General features: G+C 72.0%; 16 protein-coding genes and 1 pseudogene. 9 read left to right on the top strand and 8 right to left on the bottom strand.

The window, feature by feature from the left end; genetic code table 11:
• Positions 1 to 16: 16 nt before the first annotated feature.
• The 3 genes from AC3EUJ_RS10500 to AC3EUJ_RS10510 form a co-directional block, all read right to left on the bottom strand.
• Positions 17 to 1,207 carry a DUF5667 domain-containing protein gene (locus tag AC3EUJ_RS10500; RefSeq protein WP_431960807.1) on the bottom strand — a complete coding sequence of 397 codons (1,191 nt, stop codon included), beginning with the start codon at positions 1,205 to 1,207 and terminating at the stop codon, positions 17 to 19.
• Between the two features lie 216 nt (positions 1,208 to 1,423).
• Positions 1,424 to 2,218: an ECF subfamily RNA polymerase sigma factor, BldN family gene (locus AC3EUJ_RS10505; RefSeq protein WP_431960809.1), complete on the bottom strand. Its 795-nt coding sequence runs from the start codon at positions 2,216 to 2,218 to the stop codon at positions 1,424 to 1,426.
• A 307-nt stretch (positions 2,219 to 2,525) separates the two neighbouring features.
• Positions 2,526 to 3,446 carry an HAD family hydrolase gene (locus AC3EUJ_RS10510; RefSeq protein WP_431960810.1) on the bottom strand — a complete coding sequence of 307 codons (921 nt, stop codon included), beginning with the start codon at positions 3,444 to 3,446 and terminating at the stop codon, positions 2,526 to 2,528.
• Positions 3,447 to 3,555: 109 nt separating this feature from the next.
• Here AC3EUJ_RS10510 and AC3EUJ_RS10515 point away from each other — a divergent pair, with 109 nt between their 5' ends.
• The 8 genes from AC3EUJ_RS10515 to AC3EUJ_RS10550 all read left to right on the top strand — a co-directional run bounded on the left by AC3EUJ_RS10515 (position 3,556) and on the right by AC3EUJ_RS10550 (position 11,615).
• Positions 3,556 to 3,852 (top strand): glutaredoxin family protein, encoded by a 297-nt coding sequence (locus AC3EUJ_RS10515; protein WP_431960811.1) that lies wholly within the window; start codon positions 3,556 to 3,558, stop codon positions 3,850 to 3,852.
• Between the two features lie 91 nt (positions 3,853 to 3,943).
• A complete protein-coding gene (locus tag AC3EUJ_RS10520) occupies positions 3,944 to 4,666 on the top strand; it encodes a 3'-5' exonuclease (RefSeq protein ID WP_431960812.1) in 723 nt (240 codons plus the stop codon).
• Positions 4,667 to 4,797: 131 nt separating this feature from the next.
• Positions 4,798 to 5,568 carry a redox-sensing transcriptional repressor Rex gene (locus tag AC3EUJ_RS10525; RefSeq protein WP_431960813.1) on the top strand — a complete coding sequence of 257 codons (771 nt, stop codon included), beginning with the start codon at positions 4,798 to 4,800 and terminating at the stop codon, positions 5,566 to 5,568.
• Complete coding sequence (locus AC3EUJ_RS10530) at positions 5,565 to 6,983, top strand: glutamyl-tRNA reductase (RefSeq protein WP_431960814.1); 1,419 nt, start codon at positions 5,565 to 5,567, stop codon at positions 6,981 to 6,983. The genes AC3EUJ_RS10525 and AC3EUJ_RS10530 overlap by 4 nt, the downstream gene beginning before the upstream one ends.
• A complete protein-coding gene (gene hemC / locus AC3EUJ_RS10535; RefSeq protein ID WP_431960815.1) occupies positions 6,980 to 7,957 on the top strand; it encodes a hydroxymethylbilane synthase in 978 nt (325 codons plus the stop codon). The genes AC3EUJ_RS10530 and hemC overlap by 4 nt, the downstream gene beginning before the upstream one ends.
• On the top strand, positions 7,954 to 9,690 hold the full coding sequence (locus AC3EUJ_RS10540) for a bifunctional uroporphyrinogen-III C-methyltransferase/uroporphyrinogen-III synthase (RefSeq protein ID WP_431960816.1): 1,737 nt from the start codon (positions 7,954 to 7,956) through the stop codon (positions 9,688 to 9,690). Before hemC ends, AC3EUJ_RS10540 begins: the two co-directional genes overlap by 4 nt.
• Before the next feature lie 157 nt (positions 9,691 to 9,847).
• Positions 9,848 to 10,849, top strand: a complete 1,002-nt coding sequence (hemB, locus tag AC3EUJ_RS10545) for a porphobilinogen synthase (RefSeq protein WP_431960817.1) — start codon at positions 9,848 to 9,850, stop codon at positions 10,847 to 10,849.
• A 436-nt stretch (positions 10,850 to 11,285) separates the two neighbouring features.
• Positions 11,286 to 11,615, top strand: a complete 330-nt coding sequence (locus AC3EUJ_RS10550; protein WP_431960979.1) for a hypothetical protein — start codon at positions 11,286 to 11,288, stop codon at positions 11,613 to 11,615.
• A gap of 115 nt (positions 11,616 to 11,730) precedes the next feature.
• Here the strand turns inward: AC3EUJ_RS10550 and AC3EUJ_RS10555 are convergent.
• Together AC3EUJ_RS10555 and argS are read right to left on the bottom strand one after the other, a co-directional pair.
• A pseudogene (locus AC3EUJ_RS10555) lies at positions 11,731 to 12,336 on the bottom strand (DUF4253 domain-containing protein); the annotation flags it as partial.
• Between the two features lie 277 nt (positions 12,337 to 12,613).
• The gene (gene argS, locus AC3EUJ_RS10560; RefSeq protein WP_431960818.1) at positions 12,614 to 14,359 is read right to left on the bottom strand and encodes an arginine--tRNA ligase; all 1,746 of its coding nucleotides are present in this window, start codon (positions 14,357 to 14,359) and stop codon (positions 12,614 to 12,616) included.
• A gap of 128 nt (positions 14,360 to 14,487) precedes the next feature.
• On the opposite strand from argS, the gene lysS reads away from it, so the two are divergent.
• Positions 14,488 to 16,155: a lysine--tRNA ligase gene (gene lysS, locus AC3EUJ_RS10565; protein WP_431960819.1), complete on the top strand. Its 1,668-nt coding sequence runs from the start codon at positions 14,488 to 14,490 to the stop codon at positions 16,153 to 16,155.
• 230 nt (positions 16,156 to 16,385) lie between these two features.
• Here lysS and AC3EUJ_RS10570 read toward each other — a convergent pair whose 3' ends face one another.
• The 3 genes from AC3EUJ_RS10570 to AC3EUJ_RS10580 form a co-directional block, all read right to left on the bottom strand.
• Positions 16,386 to 17,696, bottom strand: a complete 1,311-nt coding sequence (locus tag AC3EUJ_RS10570) for a DUF2637 domain-containing protein (RefSeq protein ID WP_431960969.1) — start codon at positions 17,694 to 17,696, stop codon at positions 16,386 to 16,388.
• Positions 17,697 to 17,815: 119 nt separating this feature from the next.
• Positions 17,816 to 18,520: a DUF3558 family protein gene (locus AC3EUJ_RS10575; RefSeq protein WP_431960820.1), complete on the bottom strand. Its 705-nt coding sequence runs from the start codon at positions 18,518 to 18,520 to the stop codon at positions 17,816 to 17,818.
• A 65-nt stretch (positions 18,521 to 18,585) separates the two neighbouring features.
• On the bottom strand, positions 18,586 to 19,392 hold the full coding sequence (locus tag AC3EUJ_RS10580) for a hypothetical protein (RefSeq protein ID WP_431960821.1): 807 nt from the start codon (positions 19,390 to 19,392) through the stop codon (positions 18,586 to 18,588).
• Between the last annotated feature and the right edge of the window lie 212 nt (positions 19,393 to 19,604).

Raw genomic sequence — 19,604 nt, forward strand, 5'->3', positions numbered from 1 at the left:
CCCGTGCGGTGCGTGCTCAGTCGCCCCCGTCGTCCTCGGCGCTGAGTCCGAGGCCCGGGAGCAGCCCCGGCAGCAGCGGCGGGAGGGTGACCGAGGGCTGGTGGCCGTCGTCGCCCGGGGAACCGCTGCTCGGCGTGGGGTCGAGCAGATCGCCCGTGCCGCCGATGAGGCCGTTGTCCGAGCTGCGTGACGCCGACGGGCCGGCCTTGTCGCCGTCGCGCTCCTCGGCGGAGCCGCTCGCCGACCCGCTGACCGAGGGTGAGGGCCCCCGGGTGCCGCTCGCGGAGCGGTCGCCGCTGCCCGGGATGCCGCGGCCGTCACTGTCGCCGGTCCCGGTGGAGGGCGGCAACAGCTTCTGCAGCGGGGCCACTTCGTCCTCTATGGCGTCGAAGACGGAAGTGACCTTGTTGCCCACGTCGTCGAGCCGGGAGGGGAGCTTGCCGCGCAGTTCGGTCCAGCCCCTGCGGTGGTTGCTGGAGAACGCGGAGAGCGTCTCGATCGGTTGCAGCGAACCGTCCTTGCGGTACGCGGCGGCGAGCAGCCGGTGGCCCTCGGAGGCCTCCTGCTGCATCCCTGACAGCGCCCTGCGAATCTCGCCCACGGACTCGTCGTCGAGCTCGCCGCCCCGGCCGCGTTCCATGAGGCGGCGGGCCTCCTGGAGCCGGGTGGAGGCGAGGTCGAGATAGACCTTGCCGCGGTCGGCGTCGTCGTCGGCGAGGTTGAGGCGCATGTCCTCCATGCCCCGTTTGAGGCCGTAGAGGGTGTCGCCGGGCAGCGCGTCCGTGCTCGCCGCGGCGACGCCGCCGAGGGCACCGGCCGCCACACCGACCGAGAGGCCGCCGGCGGCGAGCCTGCGCGACCACGCGGAGCGCGGCTTCAGTTTGCCGAGACCGTGGCCGTCGGCACGGTGCGCGCCCCGGCCGCCGTCGCGCTGTACGGGAACCGTCAGCGTGCCGTCGGCGAGCGCGGCCTCCATGGCGGCGATCAACTGGGCACGCTGGACGGTCTTGGTCTCCGGGTCCAGCGTCGGTCGCGGCACGTCCCGCAGGGCGTCCGCCAGGACCAGGAACGTGTCCTGGTCCGGATCCGCATGCCGGTCCGCGGCGTGGGCGCCGTGCTGTACGCCGGCACCCGTCTGGGGGCCTTCGCCCTCGAGGGCGTCGGCGAAGGCGTTGGCCCGCCGGTGCGCCGTTGGATTCGCGATCACGGGCGGCACCTCCTCTCGTCATCCACCTCGACTCCCCGTAGTGCCTTCAAGGTTGTGCACCTTGAGCCTTTCCACCCGATCGAGTGATCGGAAGCGGGCAGGGCACGGCATTGGGGGGTCCGCATGTGATGCAACGAGTGCCGCCCGAGTTGGGTTACGCAGTCATGATGATCTGACCGTGGAGGCAGTCGCAAGATGAAGATCCATCCATCGCGCTCATCGCGCGTCGTCGGGGAGCAGCCGGGCGAGGGTCCGTACGGCCCGGTACTGCAGGGTCTTGATCGCGCCCTCGTTCTTGCCCATGATGCGGGCCGTCTCCGCCACCGAGAGCCCCTGCAGGAAACGCAGGGTCACGCACTCCTGTTGCTGGGGGTTGAGCTTGCGGACGGCCCTGAGCAGCGACTCGTTGGACAGCGCCTCCAGGACGCAGTCCTCCGGACTGGGCTCGACCTCGTTGGCGTCGAGCATCTCCCCGGTGGTCACTTCCAGCCGGAAGCGGCTGGACTTGAAGTGGTCGGCCACCAGGTTGCGTGCGATGGTGACCAGCCACGCGCCGAAGTCACGGCCCTGCCAGGTGAAGGTGCCGATGCGGCGCAGGGCGCGCAGGAAGGTCTCGCTGGTCAGGTCCTCGGCGGTGGCCTTGCCCCCGACGCGGTAGTAGATGTAGCGGTAGACCGTGTCGGAGTAGTGGTCGTAGAGCCGCCCGAAGGCCTCGGTCTCGCCCGCCTGGGCGCGCTCGACCAGATCCATCATGCGTCCGCTGTCGCTGTCGGCCGCCGGACGGCGCGGGGTGGCGCCCGTGGACCGGTCGGCCTGCTGGGTGCTGCGGGATCGCCTGCCGACCGTGGCCCGGCCGTCGGCCAGCGCGTAGGCGCGGCCGGCGGGCGCTGCCGCCGTGGCGAGTGCGGGGACGGGCACGGCATACGCGGGGACGACGCGCAGCAGGTGCTCAGCCACCAGTGCGCGCAGCGTAGCCAGGCCAGAGGCGTCAACCCCGGTGTGTGGGTACACGGGACTCCCAGAGGCAGAACTTCCATCACGTGCAGTACGGAACCGTTCACCCGTCGTAGCGACGTGTGGGTACCGGCTTGCGTCTGAGGAGAATAACGCTTCGTACAGGCGACGCTACACCCAGTTGCTGAAATCGTCGGTTCCGCCCACTCTCTGGCGGAATGGTGATCGAGCAATTATCGAACATCGAAACGGTGTTGACCACATAGCGTCGTGAAATGCTCGCGTGGAGAGCGTGTTGTGGCTGTGTGGCCCAGCGTGAACCGACGGGGCGCAAGAGGGGGACCCGGGCGTGTCGCCCGCGTTCCTAGCGGCGGCGGCGTTGCAGGGCCATCGCGGCGGCCGCGCCGCCCGCCACGGCGCCCACACCTGCGGCCGCCGGGATGCCGATCTTCGCCGCCTTGCGGCCCGTACGGTAATCGCGCAGCCGCCAGCCCATTTCGCGCGCGTGTTTACGCAGACGCGTATCGGGATTGATCGCGTATGGATGTCCGACGAGCGACAGCATCGGGATGTCGTTCGACGAATCGCTGTACGCGGCGCTGCGCGAGAGTTCGAGTCCCTCCGCGGCGGCGAGTGCCTTGACGGCCTCGGCCTTGGAGGGGCCGTGCAGCGGCTCGCCGACCAATCGGCCGGTGTAGACGCCGTCGACGTGCTCGGCGACGGTGCCGAGGGCGCCGGTGAGGCCGAGCCTGCGGGCGATGATCGTGGCCGTCTCGACCGGGGCGGCGGTCACCAGCCAGACCCGCTGGCCGGCGTCGAGGTGGGCCTGGGCGAGCGCGCGGGTGCCGGGCCAGATCTTGTCCGCCATGTACTCGTCGTAGATCTCCTCGCCGATGGACATGAGTTCCTCGACGCGGTGCCCCTTGATGATCGTGAGCGCGCTCTCCCGCACCTCCTGCATGTGCTCGGGGTCCTCGGACCCGGCGATCCGGAAGTACGCCTGCTGCCACGCGAAGCGCGCGAGGTCGCGGCTCCGGAAGAACTTCCGCTTGTACAGGCCGCGCCCGAAGTGGAAGATCGCGGCGCCCTGCATCACGGTGTTGTCCAGGTCGAAGAAGGCGGCCGCGTGCGGATCGCCGGCCACCGGGAACGCCGGGACGCCGGCCCGGCCGTCCTCCTTCTCCGCGGGTGCCGCGAGCGCGGCCTCGGCCGCGGCCTCGCCGGCCAGCACGCTGCGCGCGGTGGCGGAGCGCTTACGGGGGGTGAGCCATCGCAGAGCGGCCATGAGGCGAGCATAGCCAGTCCGTTGGGCAACTCCGGTGCACCGATGGAGCAGGTGAATGAACTCCTCGCGACGAGGGTGTTACCGCGGGTCGGCGGTTGGCGGGGGCAGAATGGCCGGCATGAGCCCTCTGTTCGGACGCGACGCCCGCAATGACCGGAAAACCCCGGCCGATCGGACTGTGACGCTGATCGCCAAACCCGGCTGCCACCTGTGCGACGACGCGCGGACGGTGATCCGCAGGGTCGTCGACGACCTGGGCGCGCGCTTCGAGGAGAGGGACATCACGCGCGACGAGGAGCTGCACGACCGGTACTGGGAGCAGATCCCGGTCGTCCTCATCGACGGGGAACAGCACACCTTCTGGCGTGTCGACGAGGGCCGGCTGCGGCGCGGGCTGGGCGCCTGAGGGCCCTGGTGCGACAGGTGGGCGATTTGCGCGTGTTCCTCTGGACGCAGGTGCTCGTTTACCATCAAGGCGTTTTGTACAGCGGGGGTGCGTGAGTAAGGACGGTGACTGCGTGCTCCCCGGAAGGCTTCAGGCGCGCGGCGGTTTCGCCGTGGTCGATCTGGAGGCCACCGGTTCCAGTTCGCGGCGCCACCGGGTGGTCGAGCTGGCCGTGGTGCTGCTCGACCGCGACTTCGTGCACGAGGGCGAGTTCTCCACCCTCGTCGACCCCGAGGGGCCGGTCGGCCCCACCCATATCCACGGCATCGAGTCGCGCCACGTCGAGGCGGTCGGCGCTCCCCTGTTCGGGCAGATCGCCCCGAGGCTGCTGGGGCTGCTGCGCGGGCGGGTGCTGGTGGGGCACAACGTCGGCTGCGACCGCGCGTTCCTGGCGGCGGAGTACGCCCGGCTCGGGGTGGAGTTCCCCGTCGTTCCCGAACTGTGCACCATGCGGATGGCCGCGCTGCGCGAGCCCGCGCCGGGCGGGCTGAGCCTGCTGGCGTGCGCCGAGGCGGCCGGGCTGACCGGCTGGACCGCGCACACGGCGCTCGGGGACGCCCGCACGACGGCCCGGCTGTTCGCCTCGTACGTCCTGGACCACCCGGGTGGGCCCGTGCAGGCCGAGAAGGCGCTGGCGCGCGCGACGGCCGTCGAATGGCCGCAACTCGCCGGAGCGGACGCGCTGTGGGTGGGGCGCCGGGGCGCCGACCGGGCGCCCGCGTGGAACGTTCCGTCGCAGCAGAACGTTTCTTATGCCTGCAATGGGGGTGCGTGATGCCTGTCACTTCTCCCGGGCAAATCGGACACCATCTTTGTGCACGCGTTCACAAAGACATAGCCTGGCGTGCACGGGGCGGTCCCAAAGACGGGTGCCGCCTGCAGCCCAGCTCTACCCGCAGGAGCATCGTGGCAACTGGCCGAACTCACCGACCGGCGACCCGCAGCCGAGGGATTCCCGAGGCCACCGTCGCCAGGCTCCCGCTGTACCTGCGGGCCCTGACCGCGCTGTCCGAGCGATCGGTGCCCACCGTCTCCTCGGAGGAACTCGCGGCCGCCGCCGGGGTGAACTCCGCCAAGCTGCGCAAGGACTTCTCCTACCTCGGTTCGTACGGAACCCGCGGTGTCGGCTACGACGTCGAGTACCTCGTGTACCAGATCTCCCGCGAGCTGGGCCTCACCCAGGACTGGCCGGTCGTCATCGTCGGCATGGGAAACCTCGGGGCCGCGCTCGCCGGTTACGGCGGCTTCGCCTCCCGCGGTTTCCGCATCGCCGCGCTCATCGACGCGGACGTTCAGCTCACCGGCCGGCTCATCGCCGGGCTGCCCGTGCGGCACGCGGACGAGCTGGAGGGCATCGTTCAGGACAACCAGGTGTCCATCGGCGTGATCACCACGCCCGCCGGGGCGGCCCAGGAGGTCTGCGACCGGCTGGTGGGCGCCGGCGTCACCTCGATCCTCAACTTCGCCCCGACCGTGCTGACCGTCCCCGACGGGGTCGACGTCCGCAAGGTCGACCTCTCCATCGAACTGCAGATCCTCGCCTTCCACGAGCAGCGCAAGGCCGGCGAGGAGCTGGAGGGCAGCCTCACGGCGCCCCCGGTGGCGGCCAAGGCGGCCCGCGACGGCAGCGGCCGTCCGGGACCTGACGGGGACGTCCCCGCCGTGATGCCGGCATGAGCCTCCTCGTCGTCGGACTGAGCCACCGCACCGCCCCCGTCAGCGTGCTGGAGCGCGCGGCGCTCGGTGAGGACACCAAGGGCAAGCTGCTGCTCGACGTCATGGCCGCCGAGCCCGCCAGCGAGGCCGCGGTCCTGTCCACCTGCAACCGCATCGAGCTGTACGCGGACGTCGACAAGTTCCACGCCGGCGTCGCCGAGCTGTCCACGCTGCTCGCGACGCACAGCGGCGTCAGTCTCGACGAGCTGACCCCGCACCTGTACGTGCACTACGAGGACCGGGCCGTCCACCACCTGTTCTCGGTCGCCTGCGGTCTGGACTCCATGGTCGTCGGCGAGGGCCAGATCCTCGGCCAGATCAAGGACACCCTGGGCCTCGGCCAGGAGCTGCACACCGCAGGCCGGTCCCTGAACGACCTGTTCCAGCAGGCGCTGCGGGTCGGCAAGCGCGCGCACTCCGAGACCGCGATCGACCGGGCCGGGCAGTCGCTGGTCACCTTCGGGCTGGAGCAGATGGCCCAGGCCATCGGCGGCGTCCCCTTCGAGGAGTGGGGCAAGGGCAAGCGCGCCCTCGTCGTCGGCGCCGGCTCGATGAGCTCGCTCGCCGCGGCCACCCTGGCCCGCGCGGGGGCGGGCGAGATCGTGGTCGTCAACCGCACGCACGAGCGCGCCGAGCGCCTCGCCGAGAGCATTGGCGGACGTGCCGCGCCTATGGACGACCTGGCCGGCGAGCTGGCGTACGCCGACATCGTCGTGTCCTGCACCGGGGCGACCGGCCTGGTGCTCACCGCCGACACCGTCGCCCGCGCCACGCTCTCGCGGGCCCTGCGCTCCGGCGGCGAGCCCGTCGCGCCCATCGGGATGCTCGACCTCGCCCTGCCGCGCGACATCGACCCGCTGGTGCACTCCCTGGACGGCGCCCACGTCACGGACCTGGAGACGATCGCCGCGGCCGCGGCCGACGCCCCGATGGCCGCCGACGTCGACGAGGTGCGAAAGATCGTTTCCGCTGAGGTGGCCGCCTTCGGCGCCGCCCAGCGCGCCGCGCACATCACGCCGACCGTCGTGGCCCTGCGCGCCATGGCAGCGGACGTGGTAGCCACCGAACTGGCGCGCCTCGACAGCCGCCTCCCCAACCTGGACGACCGGCAGCGCGCGGAGGTCACCCAGACCGTGCGCCGCGTCGTCGACAAGCTCCTGCACGCGCCTACTGTGCGGGTCAAGCAGCTCGCGGGAGAGCCCGGCGGCGCCGGGTACGCCGACGCGCTGCGCGAACTCTTCGACCTGGACCCCCAGGCGGTCGCCGCGGTCAGCAGGGCCGACTCACCGGGCACCCCGGTGATCCCCTCCGCGGCCGTCCCGCCGGCGGCGTCGGCTGCTTCAGCAACGAGTGACTCGAATCGAGGGCGGGCATGACGAGCCCAACCGCACTGAAACTGGGAACCCGGCGCAGCGCGCTGGCGATGGCGCAGTCCGGCATGGTGGCCGAGCAGGTCCGCCAGATCACCGGCCGTGACGTGGAGCTGGTGGAGATCACCACCTACGGCGACGTCTCGCGCGAGCACCTGGCGCAGATCGGCGGTACCGGCGTCTTCGTCTCCGCCCTGCGCGACGCGCTGCTGCGCGGTGAGATCGACTTCGCCGTCCACTCCCTCAAGGACCTCCCGACCGCCGACCCCGAGGGCCTCACCCTTGCCGCGGTCCCCCTCCGTGAGGACCCGCGCGACGCGCTGATCGCGCGCGACGGCCTCACCTTCGAGCAGCTGGCCGCCTCTCCCCGGGGCGTCCGCATCGGCACCGGCTCGCCGCGCCGCATGGCGCAGCTGAATGCCTGGGCCCGCTCGATGGGGGTGCGCGTGGAGACCGTGCCGATCCGCGGCAACGTCGACACGCGCATCGGATATGTTGCCTCAGGCGACCTCGATGCCGTGGTGCTCGCCGCCGCCGGACTCATCAGGCTGGGCCGCCTCTCGGAGGCCACCGAGCTGATCTCCTCCGACGTCGTGCTGCCCGCTCCCGGACAGGGGGCGCTGGCCGTCGAGTGCTCTGCGGCCGACGCAGGGCTCGCCTCCGTGCTCGCCGGGCTCGACGACCCGTTCACCCGGGTCGCCGTGACCGCCGAGCGCGCACTGCTCGCCGCCCTGGAGGCCGGCTGCTCCGCGCCCGTGGGCGCGCTGGCCGAGCCTGCTTTCGAAGGCGTCGGCGAGCCCATCACCGAGCTGCGCCTGCGCGGTGTCGTCGGGACGACCGACGGCTCCTCGCTGGTGCAGATGTCCATCACCGGTCCGACCCCCGCATCCCGGGACGAAGCCGTGGCCCTCGGTCACGAGCTCGCCGCCGAGATGCTCGCCAAGGGCGCGGCCGGTCTTATGGGGGAGCGCGAACTTTGAGCCCCACCGCCGCCGCAGCGACCAACACGACCGTAGACGCCACCGCGGCCGGGCCGGAAGGACCGGCCGGCACGGCAGGCAGGACGGGTACCGCGGCAGCCGCGGCCCACACCGGGACCGCGGGCACGGGTACGCCGGGTTCCGCCCTCGGGCACGTCACCTTCCTCGGTGCCGGGCCCGGTGACCCCGGGCTGCTGACCCTGCGCGCCGTCGAGGCGCTCGCCCACGCCGATGTGCTGGTCGGCGACCAGCACGTGCTGGACGTCGTACGGACCCACGCCCGGCCGGGCGTGGACACGGCGCAGCCGGGCGACGCCGAGGGGGAGTTGAGCCCTTCGGCCGCCGCTGCCAAGTTTTTCATGGCCGCCGCGCGCTCCGGCAAGCGGGTGGTCCGTGCGATCGCCGGCGACCCCGGACTCGACTCCGCGGCCGCCGCCGAGATGCTCGCCTGCGCGCGAGCCGGCATCCCCTTCGAGGTCGTGCCGGGCGTCGCCGCGGCTGTGGGCGTGCCCGCGTACGCCGGCGTCCCGCTCAGCGGCGACGTGCGGTTCGTGGAGGCCGCGACCGCGTCCGGGCGGTGCTGGAGCGAGGCGGGCGCCAGCGACGCGACCCTGGTCGTCTCCACCACCTTGCAGACCGTCGCCGCCAACGCGGCGGAGCTGGTCTCCGGGGGCCGCAGGCCGGACACCCCGCTGACGGTGACCGTGGCCGGTACGACGACCCGTCAGCGCACCTGGACGGCGACGCTGTCGACGATCGCGGCCGAGCTGAAGGCGACGAAGGCGCTGCCCACGCCGGAGGGCCCGATCGCGGCGATAGCCGTGGTCGGCGAGCCGACCACGCAGCGCGAGCTGCTCTCCTGGTTCGAGACCAAGCCGCTGTTCGGCTGGAAGGTGCTCGTCCCGCGGACCAAGGAGCAGGCCGCGTCCCTCTCCGACCAACTGCGCTCCTACGGTGCCGTGCCGCACGAGGTGCCCACGATCGCGGTGGAGCCGCCCCGTACCCCGCAGCAGATGGAACGCGCGGTGAAGGGCCTGGTCACCGGACGGTACGAGTGGATCGCCTTCACCTCGGTGAACGCGGTCAAGGCCGTCCGCGAGAAGTTCGAGGAGTACGGGCTCGACGCGCGCGCCTTCGCCGGGATCAAGGTCGCGGCGGTGGGCGAGCAGACCGCGGCGGCGCTGGTGGAGTTCGGTGTGAAGCCGGACCTGGTGCCCAGCGGCGAGCAGTCCGCCGCGGGCCTGCTGGAGGACTGGCCGCCCTACGACCCCGTCTTCGACCCGATCGACCGGGTCTTCCTGCCGCGCGCCGACATCGCGACGGAGACGCTCGTGGCGGGCCTGGTGGAGCTCGGCTGGGAGGTCGACGACGTCACCGCCTACCGGACCGTGCGGGCCTCTCCGCCGCCGGCGGAGACCCGTGAGGCGATCAAGGGCGGTGGGTTCGACGCGGTGCTGTTCACCTCGAGCAGCACGGTGCGCAACCTCGTCGGCATCGCCGGCAAGCCGCACAACGTGACGGTGATCGCCTGCATCGGCCCGGCCACCGCGAAGACCGCGGAGGAGCACGGGCTGCGGGTGGACGTGATGGCCCCGGAGCCGTCCGTCCACGCGCTCGCGCAGGCGCTGGCGGACTTCGGCGTCCGCCGGCGCGAGGCGGCGGTCGCCGCGGGCGACCCCGTGACGCGTCCCAGCGAGCGCCGTCCCGGGTCCCGGCGCAGGGCCCGCGTCTGACGCATCCCGCGGTTCGTTCCGTGTGCCCCCGGCTCCCTCGGCGGAGCCGGGGGCCGCCGCGTTCCGGGGCCGACAACGGGTCGGCATGAGCACGGCGCGTACGGGCGTACCGTGGAACGCGGAAACGGCCCGGGACGGAGAGAGGCGCGGCGCGGTGATGAACGGAAACGGAAGCGGATACGGTCAGTTCCCCGGTACGAGGCCCAGGCGGCTGCGCACGACGCCCGCGATGCGCCGCCTCGTCGCGGAGACCCGGCTGCACCCGGCCGAGCTGATCCTGCCCGCCTTCGTCCGTGAGGGCGTTCACGAGCCCGTGCCGATCTCCGCCATGCCGGGCGTCGTGCAGCACACCCGGGACACCCTCCGCAAGGCCGCCGTCGAGGCGGCGGAGGCGGGCGTCGGCGGGATCATGCTCTATGGGGTGCCGCTGGACGAGAAGAAGGACGCTGTCGGCACGCCCGGCACGGACCCGGACGGGATCCTGCAGGTGGCGATCCGTGACGTGATCAGCGAGGTCGGTGACGCGCTGGTGGTCATGTCCGACCTGTGCCTTGACGAGCACACCGACCACGGCCACTGCGGCGTGCTGGACTCCGAGGGCCGGGTGGACAACGACGCGACCCTGGAGCGCTATGCCGAGATGGCCCGGGTCCAGGCGGACGCCGGCGTCCACGTCGTGGGCCCCAGCGGCATGATGGACGGTCAGGTCGGCGTGATCCGGGGCGCCCTGGACGCCGCCGGTCACCAGGACGTGTCCATGCTGGCCTACACGGCCAAGTACGCGTCGGCGTTCTACGGGCCGTTCCGCGAGGCCGTTGGCTCCTCGCTGAAGGGCGACCGCAAGACCTACCAGCAGGACCCGGCGAACCTGCGCGAGTCGCTGCGCGAGCTGGCGCTGGACATCGCCGAGGGCGCCGACATGGTGATGGTGAAGCCCGCGCTGCCGTACCTGGACGTGCTGGCCAAGGTCGCCGAGTCGGTGGACGTGCCGGTGGCGGCGTACCAGGTCAGCGGAGAGTACGCGATGGTCGAGGCGGCCGCCGAGCGCGGCTGGATCGACCGGGACCGGGCGATCATGGAGACCCTGACCGGCATCCGACGGGCCGGCGCCCAGCTGATCCTGACCTACTGGGCGACCGAGGTGGCCGCGCAGCTCTGAGCGCGGCCACCTCGGTCGCCGGTACGACCGTCGACGCGCGCCGGGCGTTCTCCCCGTCGAGGGCGTGCCGACGGCCGCCGGGACCGGGGCGTGGCGCACGCACCGTCAGGTCGCGGAGCGCCCGGCGCACATGGGGCACCGGCCGGGGCGCCATCGGCGGCAGAGGAGTGATCGCGCCCGGCCGGGTCTGCGGTCGGGGCGGTCACGTGCCGAAGGTTGAGGGCGGCGCCCTTCACGCCCGCCCTGACGTGGCGCCCTCAGATGATCGCGCGCAGGACGCGGGCGTGGGCGGTGCGGTTCCATGCTGCCCGGCATTTCATTACATCCAGCGGCTTTGGTGCTGATTCGGACTTAACGGCTGATGTGGGTGGGAAATTCACAGCAAGTCCACAGCAGGCGGAGGCAGAAGGGCCTCCGCCGTGAAAGGAGAACCGCGATGCGGATTCCCCGATTCGCCGCCGCGCTGGGCGTCGCGGCCGCCGTCCTGCTGGGCGGGGCCGGCGCCGCCGGCGCCGCAACGCCGCCCACGGCGGCGGTGTCGCACACCACCCAGGCGACACATGACCGGGGCGGCGAGTACCGGTACCACGGTGACCGCGGCCGGGGCGGCGAGTACCGGTACCACGGTGACCGCGGCTGGGGCGGCCGTGAGTTCGGCCGCGACCGGGGGCGTGACGGCCGCTGGTACCACCGTCACCACCGGCACCACCCGCGCTGGCACCACCGCCACCACCGCCACGACCACCGCTGGCACTTCCGCCGCTGAGCGGCATCGCCGCCGCTGAGCGGTCCTGACCGGGTCGTCTCGGGGGTGTCCTTCCACCGCGGGGAAGGACACCCGTACCCCGGGCCCGGCCGGGGACCGTCCAGTCCCACCAGAAGGACCAGCGGGCGCGTCCACCAGGGACTCCGCGTACGCGCGGAGCGAGCCGCTGCCCTGGGTGACGTTGTCCGGAACAGAAGGCGGCGTGCCCGGCGGCCACGGACTCGGCCTCCTCCACGGTGGCCGGCGGTGCGGCCATGGACAGGACGAGCACGTCGAAGGCCACGGCCACGACGCGCACGCCGAAGCGCTCCTCCCAGGAACGCGGGACCGAACAGAGCCGGGCCACGTCGTTCTGGTGGTTGCACGGCCCCCCAGCCGATGGCCACGGGGACGTCGGCGCTGCGCCGGGCGGGGCGAGGGCCGCTCGGGGGTCCTTGATCCACCCCGCCTCGACCACGGAGGCGGCGACCTCGGCCGCCCTGACGTCCGGGTCGGCCTCGAACTCCCGCGCCGGGGCGAGGCCGGGCCACGTCCGGCCCAACGGGGCGACCAGGTCCCCCGCGTCCCTGTCCTCGTCCTCGTCCTTGTCCCCCCAGAGACCGGCCAGGACCTCGTCGGCGTCGTGGTCGCCCGGACAGGACATCGCTCCGGGGTCCAGATCCCTGGTGGCGGGCAGTGCCGGTTCCATGGAGAGCAGCACCGGGTGCGGCCCCGCCGGCATCCGCGTGGGGAGCAGCCGTTCCCAGGAGCCGGGCTCGGCGGGCCCTTCCGCGTGCCGGAGCAGAGGTTCGTGCCGGCGGCCGTCGCTCGTGGCGTCGAGGAGCGTGCCGGGCGGGAGGTCGAGGCCCAGGGACCGGCCGGCCGGGTCCTGCGCGAGCTTCGGGAGCTGGTTGGGAGCACGCCATGGGCGTGAATGGAGGCGTGGCCACTGACGACGGCGGCCCCGACGGGAGGTTGTGACTGCCGTCGGGGCCGCCGTCGTACGGGCGCGGGGTGCGTCAGAGGCGCTCGGGCGTGCGGATGCCGAGAAGCGACATGCCCTGCCGCAGGGTGCGGGCGGTCAGGTCGCAGAGGAACAGGCGGTTCTCCCGCAGCTGCGGGGTCTCGGCCTTCAGGACCGGGCACTGGTCGTAGAAGGTGGTGTATGCCGAGGCCAGCGCGTACAGGTACGAGGCCAGCTTGTGCGGCTCGTACGTCTCCGAGACGCCCGCCAGGGTCTCCGCGAACTCGTCCAGCAGCAGGCCGAGCGCCCGCTCGGCCGGGGCCAGCGGCAGCTCGGGGTGCGCGGCCGGCTTCGTGTCGCCCGCCTTGCGCAGGATCGACTGGATACGGGCGTACGCGTACTGCAGGTACACGCTGGTGTCGCCGTTGAGCGAGACCATGCGGTCCAGGTCGAAGACGTAGTCCCGGCCGAGCGAGGTGGACAGGTCGGCGTACTTGATCGCGCCGATGCCGACCTCCTTGGCCCGGTCCGCGACCTCCTCGTCCGTCAGCTCCGAGGACTTCTCCCGGATGACGGTCGCGGCGCGCTCCACCGCCTCGTCCAGCAGGTCGACCAGCCGGAAGGTCTCTCCGGACCGGGTCTTGTACGGCTTGCCGTCCTTGCCGAGCAGCGTGCCGAACGGGATGTGGAGCGCCGTGACCTCGTTGGTCAGCCAGCCGGCCCGCCTGGCCGTCTCGAAGACCATCTTGAAGTGCAGGGCCTGCCGGGAGTCCACGACGTACAGGAGCGTGTCGGCGTGCAGGTCCGCGGTGCGGTCGCGGATCGCGGACAGGTCGGTCGCGGCGTAGCCGAAGCCGCCGTCGGCCTTCTGCACGATGAGCGGGACGGGCTCGCCGTCCTTGCCCTTGACGTCGTCGAAGAAGACGCACAGCGCGCCGTTGGAGCGCACGGCGACGCCGGACTCCTCCAGCAGCTTGCAGGTCTCCACGAGCATGTCGTTGTAACCGGACTCGCCCACGACGTCCTCGTCGCGGATCTCGATGTCGAGCTTGTCGTAGACCGAGTTGAAGTAGATCTTCGACTCGTCCACGAAGCGCTGCCACATCGCCAGCGTCTCCGGGTCGCCGGCCTGCAGGTCGACGACGCGCTTGCGGGAGCGGGTCTTGAACTCCTCGTCGGCGTCGAAGACCGTCCGGGAGGCCTTGTAGAGCCGGTTGAGGCGTGACATGGAGGCCTCACCGGCCTCCTCGCCGGCCTCGGACGCCCCGTGGTCCAGCTCGTGCGGGTGCTCCACCAGGTACTGGATGAGCATGCCGAACTGGGTGCCCCAGTCGCCGATGTGGTGGCGCCGGATCACCGTCTCGCCCTCGAACTCGAGGATCTTGACCAGCGCGTCGCCGATGACGGAGGACCGCAGGTGGCCGACGTGCATCTCCTTGGCCACGTTCGGCTGCGCGTAGTCGATCACCGTGGTGCCGGGCGCGGCCTTCGCGGGCACGCCGAGCCGGTCGTCGGCGGCCCGGGCGGCGAGCGTGCGGGTGATCGCGGCGTCCGCGACGGTGATGTTGAGGAAGCCCGGTCCCGAGACCTCGACGGAGGCGATCAGCTCATCGCCGGCCGGGAGGGCCTCGACGACCTGGGCGGCCAGCTCCCGCGGGTTCGCCTTGTTCCGCTTGGCGAGGCCCAGAACACCGTTGGCCTGGAAGTCGGCCCGGTCGCTACGTCGCAGCAGCGGATCGGCACCGAGGGCGTCAGCGACGCGCTGCTGGATCGAGGCGGAAAGCGAGTTGACCGAGGCCATGGGATGGGTGCTTCCTGAGAGGGATCAGAGATCAACCCTCAGTATCCCACGCGCTACCACTCATTTTTCTCTGGGACAATTGCCGGGTACCGCGCTACCCGCTGCACAGGTGGAAGGAAGTCGAGACAGTGGCTCAGAGCACCGAGGCCGACTGGGTCGCCCGCTTCGCGGACGACGTCATCGCGGAAGCCGAGCGGCGGGCTCCGGGCAAGAAAATCATCGTCGCCTCCGGGATCAGCCCCTCCGGGCCGATCCACCTGGGCAACCTGCGCGAGATCATGGTCCCGCACCTGGTCGCCGACGAGATCAAGCGGCGTGGCGTGCCCTGCGAGCACATCCTGTCCTGGGACGACTTCGACCGCTACCGCAAGGTGCCGGCCGGCTACGACCCCTCGTACGCCGAGCACATCGGCAAGCCGCTGACCTCCGTGCCGGCGCCCGAGGGCAGCGCGTACGAGACGTGGTCGGACCACTTCAAGGCCCCCTTCCGGGAGGCGCTGGCGGCGCTCGGCGTCGAGGTGACCGAGATCAGCCAGACCGTCGAGTACACCTCGGGCACCTACCGCGAGCAGATCCTGCACGCGATGCGCGAGCGCCGGCGGATCGACGAGGTGCTCGGCCGCTACCGGACGAAGAAGAAGGGCGGCGGCGAGGAGCAGGACGACGAGGAGGCCACACTCGCGCAGGCCCCCGAGTACTTCCCGTACAAGCCGTACTGCTCGGCCTGCGGCAAGGACCTGACCACGGTCGTCGCCTACGACGACGACACCACCGACCTCACCTACGAGTGCCAGGCCTGCGGCAACCGCGAGACGGTGCGGCTGACCGAGTTCGACCGCGGCAAGCTGGTGTGGAAGGTCGACTGGCCGATGCGCTGGGCCTTCAAGGGCGTGGACTTCGAGCCGTCGGGCGTGGACCACCAGTCCCCCGGCTCCTCCTGGATGGTCGGTCAGCAACTGGTGCGCGAGATCTTCGGCGCCGAGCCGCCCATCGGCCCGATGTACGCCTTCGTCGGCATCAGCGGCATGGCCAAGATGTCCAGCTCCAAGGGCGGGGTGCCGATCGCGGCCGACGCCCTGCAGATCATGGAGCCGCAGCTGCTGCGCTGGCTGTACGCCCGCCGCCGGCCCAACCAGGCGTTCAACATCTCCTTCGGCGACGAGATCTCCCGCACCTACGACGAGTGGGACGCGCTGGAGCGCAAGGTCGCCGAGGGCACGGCCGCCCCGGTGGACCTCGCGGTGCACTCGCGGGCCGCGGGCACCGCGAGCGGTGAGCTCCCGACCACCCCGCGCAAGCTGCCGTACCGCACCCTCGCCTCGGTCGTGGACATCACGACCGGCGACGAGGAGCAGACCCTGCGCATCCTGCGCGACTTCGACCAGGAGCGGCCGCTGGCCTCCCTGGAGGAGGCCCGGCCGCGGCTGGACTGCGCAGAGCGCTGGGTGAACACCCACGTGGAGCCGGAGGCCCGCACACGGGTGCGCACCGAGCCGGACGCCGAGGCCCTGGCGGCGCTGTCCGGCGAGGAGCGGGAGGCGCTGAAACTGCTGGTGGACGGGCTCGCCGAGCACTGGTCGCTGGACGGGCTGACCACCCTGGTCTACGGCGTGCCGAAGATCCAGGCCGGCTTCGCGCCCGACGCCAAGCCGACACCGGAGATGAAGGTCGCCCAGCGGTCCTTCTTCGCCCTGCTCTACCAGCTGCTGGTCGGCCGGGACACCGGCCCGCGGCTGCCCACGCTGCTCCTGGCGGTGGGTCAGGATCGTGTGCGGGAACTGCTCGCGGCGAGCTGAACCGGACGTGCACGTGACGGCGGCGAGTGGCACGGCCACCCGCCGCCGTCGTGCGCACCGGGGCGCGAATATTCGAGGGGTGCCTGTCCGCGTGCCTGTACGAGTGCGTGACCGACTCGCCCGGGACCTCGCCAAGAGGCCTGCCGGCAGTGCGACTCCGGCATCCTCATCAGGGTTCCTGGCGCCGAAGGCCGCCTACCGGGCGCCGAACACGCCAGGCTCCGTGGGCCTTACGCGATGTGGTCTTCCATCATCTGACTGTTGAGGCGGGCCGTGAACCGCTCCATAAGGTGGTTCAGATCGCGAGACGGGAGGCGCAGTCCGTACGCCGTCTCGATGTCCGCGGCGAAGGTGCGGGTTGTGGGCATGCCCTCACCCACTATCGACTGCCGGAACACCCGGTACAGGTCCTCGTCCGACGGCCCTGCTTCCGTTACGCCCTCGCCGAGGGGGCGCGTGCCGCCCGCGCCGTTCGGGACCTGTACGGACGGCTCCGGCTCCGGCTCCGGCGCCTGCTCCTGTACCGGCACGGGCGCCGGCTCCGGAGCGTGCTCGGGCTCCGGCGCGCGGGGCTGCGGCACAGGGGCCTGCTGCGGCCTTCCGTTGGCGAAGGCCTGCTGCTGCGGCGGCGCAAACGCTGACGACCCGTTGTCCGGGGCGTAGCCGCCCTGGTAACGCACGGGCTCGGGAGCGGCGAACCACTTGCTCGGCCCTTCCGCCACAGCGGTCGCCATCGGTGCCTGGGCGGGCGTCATGGCCCGGACGATCCTGGAATCGTGATCCGGCGCTGCGACGGCGGAAGCCGCCGCCTGCGTGGGGCGCGGCCGCGGGTCGTTTCCCGCCGCCGTGAGCCCGGCCGGGGCCGGCAGGTCGATGCCCGCGGCGGCGAGGCCGACGGCGGCCGTCTGCTCCATGGGTACCCCGTACCGGGCGAGCTTCAGCGGCATCAGGGCCTCGACCGGGGCCTTGCGGCGCCAGGCCCGGCCATAGCGGGCGCGCAGCCGGGCCCGGTAGACGAGACGTTCCTGCTCGACCCGGATGACCTCGTCGTAGCTGCGCAGCTCCCACAGCTTCATGCGCCGCCAGAGGCGGAAGGTCGCGAACGGGGCCAGCAACCAGCGGGCGAGCCGCACCGACTCCATGTGCTTGTCGGCGGTGATGTCGGCGACCCGGCCGATCGCGTGCCGGGCCGCCTCCACCGAGACGACGAAGAGGATCGGGATGATGCCGTGCATTCCGACGCCGAGCGGGTCGGGCCAGGCCGCCGCGCCGTTGAAGGCGATCGTCGCCGCCGTCAGCAGCCACGCCGTCTGGCGCAGCAGGGGGAACGGGATGCGCAGCCAGGTCAGCAGCAGGTCGAGCGCGAGCAGGACCACGATCCCGGCGTCGATGCCGATCGGGAAGACGTTGGCGAACCAGCCGAAGCCCTTGTGCAGCGCCAGCTCGCGCACGGCCGCGTACGAGCCCGCGAAGCCGATCGCGGCGATGACCACCGCGCCCGTGACGACCACACCGGTCAGGATCCGGTGCGTCCGGTTCATGCGTATCGCGGACACCCGCGACCCTCCCAGGCTCGGAAACTGGCCTGCCAAGCCTGCCACACGGGGCAACGGGCAGGTTGCCCAAACGTGGTGAATCGGTACAGCGGATTCCGCAGTTGTTACGCGTTCGCCGCCGCGATCGCGGTGGCCGCCTCCTTGGCCGCCGTGAGGGCGTCGGACCTCAGGCCGGACTCGGCCGGGGTCTTGGCGTCCTCGAGGCCCGCGCCGTTGTAGGTGAGCACCAGCACGGCGTTCCCGGTGCGGGCGACGACCGTGACGTCCCGGTACTCCTCCTTGTCCTTCTTCACCGTCGAGGTGACGGCGGTGCCCGCGTCCCACACGCCGTCCACCGTCACCGGCGCGCTCTTGGCGCCCTTCGCCCGGCCGGCCTCGGCGACCTGCTCGGCGTAGCGCTTCTTCGCCTGCTCCTCGGCCGAGCCGAGGCCCGCGACCGAGTCGTAGCGCTGGAGCGAGACGTCCAGCCAGCGGTACTGGTAGCCGTCCAGGCCGTTCCAGGAGCAGCCGCCGCGCTCGTCGCGCTGCGCCGAGTGCGCGGGGGTGCCCGCGGGCTTCTTCGCCTTCGGGACCAGGGACTTGACGGTCTTGGCGCCGATGACCCGGCAGGGGTCGGGGAGTTCGGCGTACGTGGCGGCGACGGCGCTGGGCGACGGTGACGCGGACTTCGACGCGGGGGCCGAGGCGGCGGCCGCCTTCTGCGCGTCGTCCTTGGACGAGTCCGAGCCGGAGGAGCAGCCGGCGACGAGCATCACCGGCACGGCCGCGCCCACGAGCAGGCGGGCGAGGTGCGGGGCTGATCGGTGCATGGATCCTTCGCTCATTTCGTTGCGTGTCATGTCATGGCACAAACGGCCAGACTACGCGCTTCGTCTCATTCGTCGAGTTGATCTGCCAGCTCGGCCGCGACCTGGCGGGCCCCCAGCTGCAGCTGCTCGCTGGGCGGTTCGACCGATTTGTCCGTTGACCACTGCGAGAGTTCGACGGTGACCAGGACGTTCGCCATGCGGAAGACGACGGTGACGTCGCGGTGGAGTCCGGAGTCCTGGTTCCTGAGGACGTCATCGAGGAAGGCCCCGTCGCCGAGGTCGTCGAGGGTGCGAGGGGAGGTGTCGCCGGTGGCGGTCGCGGACGGCGAAGGGATGTCCGGTGCCACCGGGCTCCCCGCTTCCGAGCTGGGCTGACCCGAGGCCGCCGACGCGGAGGCGGCGGCGCCGGCCGGTGCCGTGGAGGCCGGGATGTGGGCCTGGGCGGCGCGGTTGTCGTAGTCCGCCGTGGCCTGGCTCTCGTCGCTGACGGATGTGTCGTACGACACGACGCGCTCGAGGTCGATGTGCAGGTAGCGGTTGCCGAGGCCGGTGCGGCCGGTCCACTTGCAGCCCGCCTTGCGGTCCGTGTCGAACGTCACGGTCGCCTCGCCGGCGTAGTCGTCCGCGTCCGGGACGAACTTCTTGAGCGTGTCCGGGGCGACCGAGCCGCACGGCTCGGGCAGCACCCGGTACCGGCCGGGCGGGGCCGCCGGGGTGGACTGCCCGCCGTCCGCGATGTCGCCGTTGCGCGCGCCGTCCCCGGAGCCGCTCGACCCCGAGCAGCCGGCCAGCGCCGCGACGCCGAACGCGGTCATGCACGCCGCGGCCACCAGGCCCCGGACCCGGTGGACGCGGTCTCCCGTTGGCTGCACTGAGGTGGCCCCTTCCTCCGGCGATCGGTCCGGCGCCCGCGTAAATCCCTTGGCGGGGGTGGGCGACGGGTAGACACAATGTCTACCGCACGCGCTGCGGCCGTCGCCGGATCATAGGGCTGTATGCGCGACTTCGCCCTTTATTCCGCTTTCCATTGAGGCGCGTTGCTTGTGTTGCCTTGATGGATCTCACCGTCCGACCCGGGGGGAAC

Source organism: Actinacidiphila sp. bgisy160, from assembly GCF_057707815.1.